The organism is Streptomyces sp. NPDC057445, from assembly GCF_042802855.1.
Lineage (GTDB): Bacteria > Actinomycetota > Actinomycetes > Streptomycetales > Streptomycetaceae > Streptomyces.
The window spans coordinates 25870-39691 of record NZ_JBHVDH010000036.1; the positions used below are offsets into that span (position 1 = coordinate 25870).

At 70.1% G+C, this 13822-nt stretch carries 13 protein-coding genes; 3 read left to right on the forward strand and 10 right to left on the reverse strand.

Annotation, left to right across the window (positions count from 1 at the left end; genetic code table 11):
- Positions 1–18: 18 nt before the first annotated feature.
- Complete coding sequence (gene htpX / locus ACFU5O_RS36025) at positions 19–933, reverse strand: zinc metalloprotease HtpX (protein ID WP_384246933.1); 915 nt, start codon at positions 931–933, stop codon at positions 19–21.
- Positions 934–1157: 224 nt separating this feature from the next.
- Between htpX and ACFU5O_RS36030 the strand changes: the two genes are divergently transcribed.
- Positions 1158–1748 (forward strand): TetR/AcrR family transcriptional regulator, encoded by a 591-nt coding sequence (locus ACFU5O_RS36030; RefSeq protein ID WP_384246903.1) that lies wholly within the window; start codon positions 1158–1160, stop codon positions 1746–1748.
- A 105-nt stretch (positions 1749–1853) separates the two neighbouring features.
- Here ACFU5O_RS36030 and ACFU5O_RS36035 read toward each other — a convergent pair whose 3' ends face one another.
- Together ACFU5O_RS36035 and ACFU5O_RS36040 are read right to left on the reverse strand one after the other, a co-directional pair.
- Entirely contained in the window at positions 1854–2420 is a 567-nt protein-coding gene (locus ACFU5O_RS36035; protein ID WP_384246906.1) for a hypothetical protein, read from the reverse strand.
- 47 nt (positions 2421–2467) lie between these two features.
- Complete coding sequence (locus tag ACFU5O_RS36040; RefSeq protein WP_384246908.1) at positions 2468–2872, reverse strand: hypothetical protein; 405 nt, start codon at positions 2870–2872, stop codon at positions 2468–2470.
- Between the two features lie 157 nt (positions 2873–3029).
- Here ACFU5O_RS36040 and ACFU5O_RS36045 point away from each other — a divergent pair, with 157 nt between their 5' ends.
- Together ACFU5O_RS36045 and ACFU5O_RS36050 are read left to right on the forward strand one after the other, a co-directional pair.
- Positions 3030–3212, forward strand: a complete 183-nt coding sequence (locus tag ACFU5O_RS36045) for a hypothetical protein (protein WP_384246910.1) — start codon at positions 3030–3032, stop codon at positions 3210–3212.
- Positions 3213–3487: 275 nt separating this feature from the next.
- Positions 3488–3922, forward strand: coding sequence for a VOC family protein (locus tag ACFU5O_RS36050; RefSeq protein WP_384246912.1), 435 nt, complete (start codon positions 3488–3490; stop codon positions 3920–3922).
- 77 nt (positions 3923–3999) lie between these two features.
- On the opposite strand, the gene ACFU5O_RS36055 is transcribed toward ACFU5O_RS36050, so the two are convergent.
- From ACFU5O_RS36055 to ACFU5O_RS36085, 7 genes are all read right to left on the reverse strand, one after another.
- Positions 4000–5577 (reverse strand): MFS transporter, encoded by a 1578-nt coding sequence (locus ACFU5O_RS36055; protein ID WP_384246915.1) that lies wholly within the window; start codon positions 5575–5577, stop codon positions 4000–4002.
- Positions 5574–6437, reverse strand: a complete 864-nt coding sequence (locus ACFU5O_RS36060) for a thioesterase II family protein (RefSeq protein WP_384246917.1) — start codon at positions 6435–6437, stop codon at positions 5574–5576. Before ACFU5O_RS36060 ends, ACFU5O_RS36055 begins: the two co-directional genes overlap by 4 nt.
- Complete coding sequence (locus ACFU5O_RS36065) at positions 6430–7578, reverse strand: class II histone deacetylase (RefSeq protein WP_384246919.1); 1149 nt, start codon at positions 7576–7578, stop codon at positions 6430–6432. Before ACFU5O_RS36065 ends, ACFU5O_RS36060 begins: the two co-directional genes overlap by 8 nt.
- Positions 7575–7883 (reverse strand): hypothetical protein, encoded by a 309-nt coding sequence (locus tag ACFU5O_RS36070; protein WP_384246922.1) that lies wholly within the window; start codon positions 7881–7883, stop codon positions 7575–7577. Before ACFU5O_RS36070 ends, ACFU5O_RS36065 begins: the two co-directional genes overlap by 4 nt.
- Before the next feature lie 79 nt (positions 7884–7962).
- Positions 7963–11991 carry an aminotransferase class I/II-fold pyridoxal phosphate-dependent enzyme gene (locus ACFU5O_RS36075; RefSeq protein WP_384246924.1) on the reverse strand — a complete coding sequence of 1343 codons (4029 nt, stop codon included), beginning with the start codon at positions 11989–11991 and terminating at the stop codon, positions 7963–7965.
- Entirely contained in the window at positions 11988–13109 is a 1122-nt protein-coding gene (locus ACFU5O_RS36080) for a DNA alkylation repair protein (protein ID WP_384246926.1), read from the reverse strand. Before ACFU5O_RS36080 ends, ACFU5O_RS36075 begins: the two co-directional genes overlap by 4 nt.
- The coding region (locus ACFU5O_RS36085) for an acyltransferase domain-containing protein (protein WP_384246928.1) at positions 13102–13822 on the reverse strand (721 nt) is incomplete at its 5' end. The genes ACFU5O_RS36080 and ACFU5O_RS36085, both read right to left, overlap by 8 nt.

The following is a 13822-nucleotide window of genomic DNA, read 5'->3' on the forward strand; positions in this document are numbered from 1 at the left end:
GGGAGCATGGGTGGGATGTCATGAGCGGCCCAACTGCGTCGAGATCCTGCCCAGCTGGTCCAGGCGCTGCTCCAGCGTCGGGTGCGAGGAGAGCAGCCTGCTCAGGCTCTCCTTGGACGAGAACGCGGGCGCGAACCAGAAGGCGTTGAACGGCTCCGCCTTCCGCAGGTCCCGGGTCGGGATCCTGGCCATCTGGCCGGTCACCTTGGTGAGCGCGGAGGCGAGCGCCGACGGGCGGCCCGTCAGCAGCGCGGCGGCGCGGTCGGCCGACAGCTCGCGGTAGCGGGACAACAGCCGGGTCAGCAGGAAGCTGATCACGTAGACGACCGCGCTGACCAGAGGGATCACCAGCATCGCGATGGCGGTGTTGCTGTCGCGGCTGTTCCGGCCGAGTCCGCTGTAGAGCCAGACACGGACCATGACTCCGGAAAGGACACCGAGGAAGGAGGCGATGGTCATCACCACGACATCACGGTGGGCGACATGCGACAGCTCGTGCGCGAGGACGCCCTCCAGTTCCTCCGGCTCCAGGCGACGGAGCAAGCCGGTGGTGGCACAGACCAGCGCGGTGTTCTGGTTGCGGCCGGTGGCGAAGGCGTTCGGCACATCGCTGTCGGCGATCGCCACGCGAGGCTTGGGCATGTCCGCGAGGGCGCAGATGCGGTCGACGGCGCCGTGCAGCTCGGGCGCCTGCTCGGGGGTGACCTCGCGGGCACCCATGCCGTGGGCCGTGATCCGGTCGCTGAACCAGAACTGCGCGATGAACAGGCCGCCCGCGATCACCAGGATGACGGGCCATGAACCGCGGAGGACGGCCAGCAGAACGCCGACGAACACGACGTAGAGCAGCCCGATCAGGAACATCGTCGTCACCATGCGGGTGGTGAGTCCCCGATCCGGGACATAGTGCGAACGAGACCGGGTCCCTGGCATCTGATCACCCTCCAGACGGAGCTCTGCCACAGCGCTCCTCCCCCTCGATTGTGCGCCTTTCATCCATATACCCGGCATAAACGCATTCGGACCCCGAGAGCCCTCCCGCCCCGGCGACGCCCAGCTCTTGCGGCCGCTGCCCCCACACGCCCCATCCCCCTCGTTGTGGGCGCGAAGTACTGTGTTGGCGTACCTTCAGAATGCCAAGGACGGGGGGCGCAGCGATGACGCAGGGGGTTCGGGCGCAGCAGCGTGAGCAGACGCGGCAGGCCTTGCTCCGCGAGAGCAGGCGCCTGTTCTCCACGCTGGGATACGGCGCCGTGGGACTGTCGGAGATCGTCCGCGCGGCCGGGGTGACCAAAGGCGCGCTGTACCACCACTTCACCAGCAAGAACGAGCTGTTCCGTGCTGTGCTGGAGCAGGCGCAGCAGGAGGTGGCCGAGCACATCGCCGCCACAGCCGACGCGCGCGAGGACGCCTGGGACCAGCTCACCACCGGCTGCCAGGCGTTCCTCACCGCCTCCACCGACCCGGCCATCCAGCGCATCATGCTCGTCGACGGCCCCGCGGTCCTCGGCTGGAGCGAATGGCGTGCGATGAACGAAGCCACCTCCGGCCGTCACCTGGCGGACGCGCTCACCGTCCTCATCGACGAGGGGACGATCGCCGCGCAGCCGGTCACACCGCTCATGCACCTGCTGTCGGGAGCGATGAACGAGGCGGCTCTCTGGCTGGCGGCGTCGGCGAACCCCACCGACCTGGCGGAGACCAGGGAGGCGCTGGCACGGATGCTCGAGGCGCTGCGCACGAAGTAACCGCGCGTTGCCCGAGGCGTGCGACGGGTCACGCGCGGCGGCCCGCGGTGGGGTCCATACCGGATCCGGCGGACCCGACGGACCCGGCGGACCCGGCGGATGCGATCACTGGTCGACGCACCGCGCGCAGGCGTAGCAGCCGCCTTGGCCGCGGCGGATGTTGTTGAGGGTCGGCGTGCCGATGCGACCGCACCTCGCGCAGCGGCATTTCCACGGATCGCGCACGCGCCCCGGGAAGGGCTCGAGCGGCTCCATGCCGATCGCGTACATCTCCGCCTCGGCCACCGCCGGATCCACCGGTGCCCGCCCCGCGCAGGCGCGACAGCCGCCCCCTCCTGCCCGGATCTTGAACAGTCGCGGGTGGACGGTGCGTCCGCAGGCCACGTGGCGGCAGCGCCACCTCGCGCCGGCCCCCGGGTAGGGCTCCAGCGGTTCGAAGCCCGCGGCACGCATGTCCGCCTCGGCCTTCTCCTGGCCCGCCGCCCGCCGCCGCTCCCCGGCGGCGACCCGCCCGCAGTACCGGCAGCCCGAACTCATGCCGACCCGCACCGAGGTGAAGGTCGGAGCGACCTTGTGCGCGTTCTTCGCGCAACGGCACTTCCACGCCACGTTCGCCCCGGGATAAGGCTCCAGCGGCTCGAGACCGGCGGCGCGCATTATCGCGACTGCCACCTCGGGATCGATTCTTCTGGGCACGCAGCACCCTCCCCTGACCGGAATTACCGGCAGTCCCGGCGATCTCCGGTCGTCCGCTTCGGTGCGACGACGTCGACACGGACCCCGTTGGGGTCCGTGACGACGAGGCTCTTCTCCTGCGGTTCGTCGGCACGAAGGGCGGTCCTCCCCTTCGCTTCGCCATAGGCGACGATGCGTTCCCACTCCTGCGCCCCGCGGTCCACTTCCAGGGTGATCCGCACCGCCCGCACAGGTAATCGGTGCGCCTCCGGCAATGCGGGATGGGAATGGTCGAGGAGTGCGAGCTCATAGGGCGGTAGCCCGGGCCGGCTGAGACCGACGTACCACTCCGTCTCGTACGTGGCTTTGAAACCGAACAGCCTGCTGTAGAAGCCGCGGGATTCCCCGAGGCGCGAAGTACAGATGACCGGGCAGAGGCTGGTCAGCATGGGGTGGCATCTCCGCTCACGTACCGACGGTATGCGAGTTGAACCTAGTGACATACCGTCGGCATGTCAACAATGCCCACTACCGTCAACGCCCGCCTCGGCATGCAGGACACGCTCGAAAGCGGCCCATTCGATTTCGTGCGGAGCGGGTGGGACCGTGCGACACGGAGAAGTGCGGTCGGCCCGCCGCGTCGAGCAGGACCGGCCGGCCGCAGTGCGCACACGGCTCACGTCGGAAGCGCAAGTCCCGTGGATGCGCGCGGAGATGGACGGCAAGCAGCAGCCGCAGACCGACAAGGGCCTTGACGTCCAGGGAACGGTCGCGCGGGTGCACGAATGAAAAGACTTTCTCTCTCTCCCGTTCGTCGGGCAGGGAGAGCGTCGACCCGCCGTCCCACGGGGGTGATTCCCTCAGTGCCCGCACGCGGCATTCCCACCGTGGGACATCCGGTGTCGTCGCGGTACGGGAGAAAGGCCCCCTGCCGTCCGGCCGCGTTCCCGATGCCATTTCGACCCGCCTTCGGCGCGGCGAACGTTACGCACGCGCGCGCGCCTCGTTGATATGAGGACGCCGCCCGCGTTCGACCGTACGACTATCCCCAGAACGGTGATGCAGTGACGACCTCCGACGTGACCAGCTTCTATCCCGTGATCTGCACCGAGCGGCTCGGTGAATCGGTGGCGTTCTACACGGGCCTGCTCGGATTCGAGACCACGTACGAAAGCGACTGGTACATCAGTCTGCGACAGCCCGGGCCGCCGCATTACGAGCTCGCCCTGGTCGACGCGAGGCACGAAACGGTACCGGCGGCGTTCCGCAGGCCGGCTCAGGGCGTGTTGCTCAATTTCGAGGTGAAGGACGTCGACGCCGAGTACGCACGGCTCGTGGAGGGCGCCGGACTGAAGCCGGAACTCACCCTGCGCAGCGAGGACTTCGGACAGCGGCACTTCATCGTCGCCGCCCCCGACGGCGTACTCATCGACGTCATCACCCCCATCGCCCCCACGGCCGAGTACGCCGCTGCCTACAAGGACAGGGCCCAGGGTTAGCGGGAGTTCCCGGCCCTGCCGCCCCGCCCTGTGGCCCACGCGGTGCGCGGGCCACAGGGCGGGGCGGCCTGCCCGGGCTAAGAGGCGTGCTGGCCCTCGGGGTTGACGGCGAGGGCATCCCCGGCGGCGTCCTCACCGGCTCCCGTGGCGGGAATCCTGATGACCACCGCCACGAGGACGGCCGTGCCGAGCGCCACGAGCGCCCCGATGCCACCGATGACGTTCATGCCGTCGGTGAAGGCGGCCCGTGCGGAGTCGACGAGTGCCGTCGCCACCTCCGAGGGCAGACCGTTCGCCGCGTCGATCGCCCCCACGAGGGTGTCGCCTGCGATGTCCTCGGCGCCGTCCGGAACCCCCGCGGGAACCTCCACCCCGTTGCGGTACACGGCGGTCGCGACACTGCCGAGTGCGGCCACTCCCAGCGCCATGCCGAGTTCGGTGCTGGTCTCCGAGATGGCCGAGGCGGACCCGGCCTGCTCGGGTGGCGCCGATCCGACGACGATGTCGGTCCCCAGGGCGATGAGCGGGCCACCTCCCGCGTACACGAACGCGAAACCGGTCACCACCTGCGCGATACCCGAGGTGCTGTCCGCCATGCTCAGCATGACGTGGCCGACGGCCGACACGGCCAGGCCGACGGCGACGACGTACGCCGGACGGATCCTGCTCGCCGCCATCGGGGACACAACGGACGTCACGATCAGCGCGAAGGCCGCGGGCAGCAGGTACAGACCGGCCTTCATGGGGGACAGCCCGGCGACGAGTTGCAGGAACTGCGTCACGTACAGATATGTGCCTCCGGCCACCAGCATGCTGAGCAGCAGCGTCACCAGGGCGGTGCGGAAGGTGGGATTGCCGAAGAGGCCGAAGTCCAGCAGCGGGCTGTCCAGTGTGCGCTGTCGGCGGACGAACGTCACACCGACGGCCAGGCCCACGACGAGCGCCAGGACGGGCAGCAGCGTCACACCGTCCTTGGCGATCTCCTTCAAACCGTAGATCACCGGCAGGATCGCGCCGAGGGACAGTGCCACGCTGGCCAGGTCGAGCCGGCCTGCATCCTCGTCACGGTACTCAGGCAGCAGCGCCGGCCCGGCCACCAGCAGAAGCGCCATGATCGGCACGCCCAGCAGGAAGACCGAACCCCACCAGAAGTACTCCAGCATGGCGCCGCCGACCACCGGGCCGAGCGCGATGCCGACGGAGAACATGGTGACCCATACCGCGATCGCCACCCCGCGCTGCCTCGCATCGCGGAACATGTTGCTGATCAGGGCGAGCGTGGAGGGCATCAATGTGGCGCCGGCGACGCCCAGGGCCGCCCTCGTCGCTATCAGCGTGGCCGGGTCGTCGGCGTAGGCGGCGGCCACCGAGGCGACACCGAAGGCGGCGGCGCCGATCAGCAGCAGCTTCCTGCGGCCGATGCGGTCGCCGAGCGTACCCATGGTGACCAGGAAGCCGGCGATCAGGAAGCCGTAGATGTCGATGATCCACAGCATCTGGGAGGCGGAGGGGTCCAGGGACTCACTGATGTGCGGTACGGCCAGGTGCAGCACACTCACATCGATGGACAGCAGCAGCGTGGGCAGCGCCAGTACGGCCAGGCCCAGCCACTCGCGTGGCCCGGCCTGAGCGGGGGAATCGCTGATGGTACTCAAGCTGGTTCCTTTCTGAGATACGTCGAACCGCCGCCCGGGACGTCCGCCGGACGACGGGGTGGGGAGAAGGCGCCGCTCCCGGCCGAAGAGCCATCGGGGCCGACCACAAGAAGGCTGGCCATGGCCGCCGCATTGATGGGTGCATACAGATAGAAATGGCCGCCAGTGAACATGAATCGGCTGAAACTGTCTGTCGTCTCCAGGGACCACAGGTGCAGCCGCTCGGGGACGACGACCGGATCGTCCAGCGCGCCGAACGCCAGAATCGGGACGCCGGTCCCCGACAGCGGTCTCTCGTACCGCTCCATCGCTTCCAGATCGGCACGGATGGCCCGCAGGGACGGCTGGACGAGGTCGGCCCGGTTCATGAGCCCGGGCGACATGCCGCCGATGTCCAGCAGATGATCCAGCAGCTCCGCGTCGCTCCTGAGGTGGGCGAACGGCGGCTCGCTGGGGAAACACGGAGGCTGGCGCGCCGACACGGCCAGCAGGGTGGGCGCGAGCCCCTTCTGTTCCATCGCGCGGGTGAGTTCGTACCCCAGCACGCTGCCGAAACTGTGCCCGATGACCGCGTAGGGCAGCGGCTCCAGATCCGCCAGGGCCCGGCCGAGGCCCTCGACCAGGGGCTCGACCCGCGTCAGGAGCGGCTCGTTGATGCGCGCGCCGCGCCCGGGTAACTGGGCGACGAGGAACTCGACGTCCTCGGGCAGCACCTGCCACCAGGAGCGGAAGGCCGAAGGCCACCCTCCGGCGTGCGGAAGCGCCACGAGGCGGAACCGGGGGCGGTTCGCCGAATGCCACGGCCCGGCGCCGGGAGCCCGGCGCGCCCCGGCCCCGACCTTCATCAGCCAGTTACTCATCGTCTTCTCCGGCCTTCGGGCCGACGGCGGGCGGCAGGCCGGCCAGCAGCGGGTGGTGGGCTTCCAGATGCTCGATCACCCGGCTCTGGTGCGGCCGCATGCGCTGGCCGGGAAGGTGGTCCAGCGAGTGCAGGAACGGGTCCTGCGGCGCCGGCAGACCGGCGATCGCGCTCGCCGTGCCCAGCACCAGCATCGGCTGGTACCACGCCGAGTAGCCGCCTTCGTGGGCGAAGACGATCCTCCCCGCGGTCAGTTCGCCGGCGAGGCGGCACATCATCGACGTCATGGCGTGAAACGTGCGGCTGGTGCACATCATCCGGCCCATCGGATCGTGGCCGCTCGCGTCGACGCCCGCCGCCACCAGGATCAGACCGGGTTCGAAGGCGCGTGCCGCGGGCTCCACGATGCGGCTGATGACGGCGAGGTACGCCTCGTGTCCCGTGCCCGCGGGCAGCGGCACATTGAGTGTGCGGCCCGCCCCCGCACCCGCGCCTGTCTCCAGGACGAGACCCGACGCCGCCGGGAACAGCCCCTCCTGGTGGATGGAGATGTACAGCACGTCGGGGTCGTCGTAGAAGGCCCGTTGGATGCCGTTGCCGTGGTGCACGTCCCAGTCCAGGATCAGCACCCGGCCGACCCCGTGACGCTGCGCCGCCCGGGCGGCGACGGCCACGTTGTTGTACAGGCACAGCGCCATCGCCCGGTCGGGCTCCGCGTGGTGGCCGGGCGGCCGCACCAGACAGTAGGCCCGGTCGAACCGCCCTTCCAGGACGCTCGTGGTGGCCTGCACACAGGCCCCGACGGCGAGCCTCGCGGCCTGCGCGCTGTGGTAGTTGACGTGCGCGTACACGCCGGCGTCTCCCGCCCCGATCGCAGAGGCGGCCTCCACGCGTTCGATGTGCTCCGGAACGTGCACGAGCAGCAGGTCCTCGTCGGAGGCCGGCGCCGGGGTGACGGCGGTGAACCGGTCCATCACCCCGGAGGCCCTGACCAGTCCCTCGGCCCGCCGGAGGTCCGGATCCACCGCGAACTGCCGCAGCGGCTCCACTCCCGGCCCCACCGGCACGTACCCCGATCCGGGGCCGGGGTCGTGCCAGAAGCAGATCTCGTGGCTGTACCACGCGAGGTTCGGGGTGTTCACCAGGCGGACACACCCAACGAGGCGCGGCTGATCCCGGAGACCTTCTCGATGTACTGGAGGTAGTACTCCCGCTCCTCGCCGGGAGTGCGCTTGGTGCGAAGGGTCGTCTCCAGCAGGCCCAGCACCTCCTCGGCATCGCCGGGAGTGAGCCGCCGGTTGCCGGCCTCCTCCTCGAACGCGCGTATCCGCGCGGCCGGTTCCAGCACGCCGGTGGCGTACTCCTCCTGGTCGGTGCAGTGGTTGGGTGTGGAGGCGATGGTCTTCAGTACCGCCCCGAAGAACGCCGCGGTGTCGATGTCGGTCATGTCCGTTCCCCCTTGGTTGCCAGACGATGAGTCGCCGTGCGGTGGTGTCCGGTCGATCGAGCTCCGTGCCGCGCCCTGCTCAGGAGATGAGGCCGCAGGCGCGGCCGGCCCTCTCCAACGTCGCGACGGCCATGTCCAGGTCGGCGTCGGAGTGGCTGAGATTGACGATGGTCCGCAGCCGCGGCAGCGTCCGCGGCACCGCCGGATAGACGATCGGCTGTACGAACAGCCCGTCGCGCTGGCACAGCCTGGCCATCGCGTTGGCCTGTTCGGCGCTGCCGCAGATGATCGGCACCACCGGCGTCTCTCCGTTGAGCGTGTCGAAACCCAGGGCGCGCAGCTGCTCGCGGTAACGGGTCGTCCTGACCCTCAGTTCACGGGTGAGCTCCGGGGCGGCCTCGATCACTTCGATCGCGGCCTTGGCCGCCGCCACCTGGGCCGGTGTGGCGGCCGCGGAGAACATCCAGCCCCGCGCGTTGTTCTTCAGCGCGAAGACCAGGTCGCTCGGCCCCGCGACATAACCTCCCGCGCTCGGCACGGTCTTGGACAGCGTGCCCATCTTCACGTCGACGCGTGCCGGGTCGACGGCGAAGTGCTCGGTGATGCCGCGCCCGGTGTCGCCGAGCACACCGAGGCTGTGGGCCTCGTCCACCATCAGCGGGGCGTCGTACCGCTCGCAGAGCTCCACGATGCCCGGCAGATCGGCCACGTCACCGTCCATGCTGAAGACGGCGTCGGTGACCACCAGCCGTCCCGCGTCGCCCACCTTGCGCAGGGCTCGTTCCAGGTCGGCGAGGTCGTTGTGCGCATACGTGATGACCTTGGCTCCCGACAGCCGGTATCCGTCGAGGATGCTGGCGTGGTTGTACACATCGCCGATGATCACGTCGCCCGGGCCGACCAGCGCCCCCACCGTCGCCACGTTCGCCATGTAGCCGCTGGAGAAGACGATGGCGTCCTCGGTGCCGAGGAAGCGGGCAAGAGCCAGCTCCAGTTCGCGGTGCAGATGCAGGGTGCCGGCCAGCAGCCGCACGCCGTGGGCGCCGGTTCCGTGCCGCTCCACGGCGCGCAGGGCCTGGTGGTCGATGTAGTCGTGCCCGATGAGTCCCAGGTAGCTGTACGAGGCGAAGTTGAGGAACCAGCGGCCGTCGAACTTGATCCGGGGGCCCTCGGCCTGCTCGATGACGGGCTCGTAGAAGTACTCGTCCCTGGCGATGACCAGACGGTCCTCCGCCGACAGGGCGTCGATGCGCCGGTCGAGGAAGGTGCCGTGTGCCGAGTCCGACAGCCGGCCCGGCAAGGTCCGTCGCGGTACGCGGCCGAGGGCAGTGGGTGCGGCGGGTGCGGCGGGTGCCTGGGCCGTCGCCGTCGTCCTCGGCATCACCGACGTGTTCGGCGCCGTCCTCGTCCTCGTCCTCGTCATCGGCGATGGGGATGGGGATGGGGATGGGAACGGCTGGCGCGACGAGGGCGGGACCTCCGTGAACGTCTGAAGTGCGCTGCCCGGGGCGGCACTTGCCACGGGCCGAGAGGGCTCCGCGTCCCGGAAGCGGTCCCAGTCGGGAACGAAGGGGCCGGACGCGGATCCGCGCAAAGGCGCCGGTGCACCGGCTGCGGCAGCTGCGGCAGCTGCAGCGGGCGCCTGGGGCCGCGCTCCCCGTACCGAAACGGGCGCCACGGCGTCGTCGCCGTCCCTCGTTCCGCCGACGGGCATGACCTCCGGGGCGCCGCATGGCAGCAGTTCGAGGTGGGCGACGAGCGCGCCGACATTGCTGCGCTCGAAGAACACCATCGGGTCGACATCCAGCCCGTCGGCGGACAGCGACGCGGCCAGCTCGACCGCCATCATGGAGTCGAGACCCAACTCCAGCAGATCGTCCTCGGGCGAAACGTCGTCGACGTGGAGGGCCTTCTTCACAGCCGTGGTGATCGACGGCCACAGCCGGCTCTCTCGTGTCACTGCGGTCATGCGTGGCTCCTTCGCTTTCGCAGCGGCGGACAGGACGTAGTGGGCAGGGGGTCGGCCGAGGGCGGTGCGCAGCAGGGCGACGCCGTCGTCCGCCGTCAGGGCCTGGATCCCGTGCGCGGCGGCCTTCGGGGCGACGGCCTCGCCCATGCCGACGGTCCACAGGCCCCAGCCGAGGCTGTACCAGGGCTCACCCTCGGTGCGTTTGCGGGCGGCGAAGCCGTCGAGGTAGGCGTTGGCCGCCGCGTAGGAGCTCTGTCCGAGGTTGGCGCGCACTGCGGAGACCGAGGAGAACAGGGCCACGAAGTCCGGCCGGGGGTGCCGGGCCAGCAGGTCGGCGAGCGCGTGCACCCCGCCGATCTTGGGGCCGAGGACCTCGTCCACCTTCGCCGGCGTCAAGGTGCGTGCCAGGCCGTCCCGCAGGACTCCCGCGGCATGGAACACCCCGTCGTAGCGTGCGGCGCCGCTCAGCGCGTCGCGGAGGGAGCGTACGTCAGCGGCGACGACCTCGAGTTCGCAGAGCGCACCGAGACGGTCGAGCCTCTGCCGGGCGTCTCCACGGTCCGGGACGGTCCTGCCCACCAGGGTCAGGTGCGCGCAGCCTTCCTCCGCGAGGAACTCCGCGACACGCAGGCCGATGCCGCCCATACCGCCGGTGATGAGGAAGCGTCCGCCGCCCAGCCGCCGGGGGCGGACGCCCGCGGGCTGCTGCTCGAACGAGGGCTCGTACCAGGAACCGTCGCGCCGGGCGAGTTCCGGCCCTGTATGTCGGAGCACGTCGTCCCACAGCGACGCGTCAGGGCCGCCTCCGACGACCCCGACGCTCTCGGGGCCCAGGTCGGCCAGGCGCACCCTGGTCCGAGGATGCTCGACCCGCAGCGTGCGGCCGAGTCCCCACAACGCCGTCATGAAGGGGTCGACGGTCTCCTTCCCCGTCACCCGGTGGGCCTCGGCCGTGACGATCAGCAGGTCCGGCATCGGGGGACGCGCCGCGAGCCGGCGGACCAGCGCGAAGGCGCCCTGCAGAGCCTGCGCCACCTGCGCCTCGCCCGTGAGACCTCGCGGCGCCACGTACACCACGTGGCGGACGGGGGTCTCGTCCAGCAGGGTGTCGAGGCGCTCCTGGTTCAGCTCTCCCGGCGTCAGGCGTAAGACGGGCCGGTCACCCGGCGGGTGGAGGTCGTGGGCCGAGACGACCAGCAACGCGCCGTCGGTCGCGGGTGGTTCGCCAGCCGGGCCGGCCTTCTTCCAGACGAGGGCCTCGGTCGAGCCGACGGCTGATCCGTTCTCCGCCGACGTCCTCGCGGCTGCCCCGGCCGCTGCCGTAATCGTCCCGTCCGGCTGGCGGGCCGGGTGGCGCTGCGGCGCGGACGGCGCGATGGCCTTGAGGGTGATCCGGTCCAGTTCGAGCAGGACTTCCCCTTGCTGATTGCACACCGTGGCCCGTCCCCGTACGGCCCCGCCGCGGGACCCGCCCGCCCCGTCCTGCTCGACGAGGGCGAGGACCGTGCCCGAGATCCTCCGGCGGGCGACGATCCGGCCGACGTACCAGGGAAGACATGCCCCGGCCGCTCCGTCGTCGAGCATGCCCAGGGCCTGGAAGACACTGTCCAGCAGCGGTGGCGGGACGAACGGCGTCCCGTGCAGGTCTTCGGCTGCGCGCAGCACCACCAGCATCCGCCCCGGCCCTCGGTGCGCCGAGCGGATCGCCTGGAACGCCGGGCCGTACGTGATGCCGCTCGCCTGCCGCCACGCCGCCACCTCTGACAGGGGAACGTCCTGCCCACAGCCTGCACGCAGTCCGGCGACGTCGGCATAGCGGGGCGGCGGCAGCTGGCTGCCGGAAACGCGGGCCGTGCTGTGCTCCACGGTTGCGCCGTCGCCGCCGGGGCGCTGCGAGCGGACCGAGCAGTGCCCGTCCTCCGTGACGAGCACCTCGGCCTCGGCATCCCGTCCGGCCACCAGCAGCGGTACGCGAAAGGCGACGTTCTCCAACGTCCACCGGCTGTCGGGCCGTCGGGCGTCGCAGGCGGACAGCATGGCGTCGATCTGCGTCGCGGCCGGGAGGACCGGCGTGCCGCCGATCCGGTGGTCGGAGACCAGCGGATCGGCCTGGCTGAGGTGGAGCCGGGCGCCGCTCATGTCCGCAGGTCGAATCGCTCGGTGGCCCTGACCAGACCGTTCACCTGAATGTCGACAAGGTGCTCGCCCGCGTAGTAGCGGCGGGTCTGTACTTCCTTGATCGTGTGGGTCTTCTCCAGGGTCCGCCGTTCGCCGGCTGCGAGGTCGAGCGTCGTCAGCTTGAACACCTTCGGGATGCTGCGGCCGTTCTTGCGCACGTGGTGGACCACGTAGTCGACCGCGATGCTGTGGGTCCGGTCGTCGGTGTTCTCGATGTCGAAGTCGATGACGAGCGAGTCCCCGACGGTCACCGCCTGCGGGGTGATCCGAAGACGCGGTACGCGGACATGCTCGCCGCCCGTGGCGCCGAGGATGGCCAGGGCCTGCTGGTCGCCCTTCTTCACCAGGGTGCGCAGAGCGTGCTTCACGATCCAGGACGTCTCCTGGGTGGGGCTCTCCTCCAACCACCTCAGCGCGGTGGCGAGCGCGACCTCGGGAGCATCCTTGGAGATGTCGTTCAGGTTGTTCGCGACGGACTTGCGCACGTACTCCGACGGGTCGCTGCGCAGGGGTTCGAGGATTTCCAGGACCGGCTGCGGGTCCTCCACGAAGATCGTGAGGGTGCGGGCCCAGGGCAGACGTGAACGGACTCCCTCGCTCGCCAGGCGCCGCACGTTGTGGCTCGGGCTGTGGGCCCATTCCGTGACGCGCTTCATCGTCAGCGCGTAGTGGTTCTCGATGAAAGGCCGGATCGCGTACTCCCCGGTGTGCCGCCTGGTGATCTCTTCGATGGCATCCAGGGACGCGTCGGGGTGGTCGAGACCGTACTCCTCGACGAACCTGGCGACGGGCATGAGGAACCAGCTGGTGTTGAACATGCCCTCGCCCTCGGCGAGTTCGGCGCCGAGGATCTTCACGAGGATCGCCACGGCGGCGGTGTAGTCCTCGGGCAGCCGACTGCGCAGACCCTCGGTCAGGACGAGGACGCGGTCCTTCAGCTCCTTCCCGGGGATGCGCTCCTCGACCTCTGTCGCGTAGCCCTCCACGTCGAACCCGGGGTGGACCGCGCGGATCTTGCCTCCGATGAGCCGCGCCGCGTCGCCGTTGAAGTGTCGCTTGAGTCCGTACTCGCTAGCCATGGTGCTCGTGCCTTTTCGTCTCGTGAGGGCGTGTGCTGTCGGCCAAGCCGACCGCATCCCCGGCGTCGGCCGGGCCGGCCGGGATCCAGAACCGCTGTCGGTTGAAGGGGTAGGTGGGGATGGTGGTGGTGTGCTGGTGTTTGTGCTGGTGCAGGGCGGCCCAGTTCAGGGCTGTGCCGGTCCGGTTGTGGTGGGCGGCCAGGGCGGTGTGCAGCTGGACCTGGTCGTTGCGGTCCCGGTGCAGAGTGCTGATCCACACCGGGTGCGGCTCTGCCACCGCCGCCCGAGCCAGAGGAACGAGCTGAGGATGCGGCCCGATCTCCCACACAGCGTCCGGGTCTGCTTCATGGACCGTGGCCAGAGCCTGCGTGAAACGCACAGGGCGACGGATCGCCTGCGCCCAGTGGTCCGGATCGGTCGCGGTCACAGGAGTGTGCCAGCCACCGGTGAGAGTGGTCGCGAACGCAACGGTCGGCGCCTTCAGCCGCGTGGCGGCCACCGCATCGGCGAACGGCACGACCGCCCCCTCCATCGCGGCCGAGTGAAAGGCATGACTGACCGTCAACAACTGTGTGCGGTGCGGCGTGTGCTCACAGAAGTCACGAACTGCCTCCACCGGCCCCGTGATCGTCTGGACACGCGGAGCGTTGAACGCCGCGATCTCCACACCCGGACACGACACCAACGCGGCCATCAGCGTCTCGGCGTCCGTA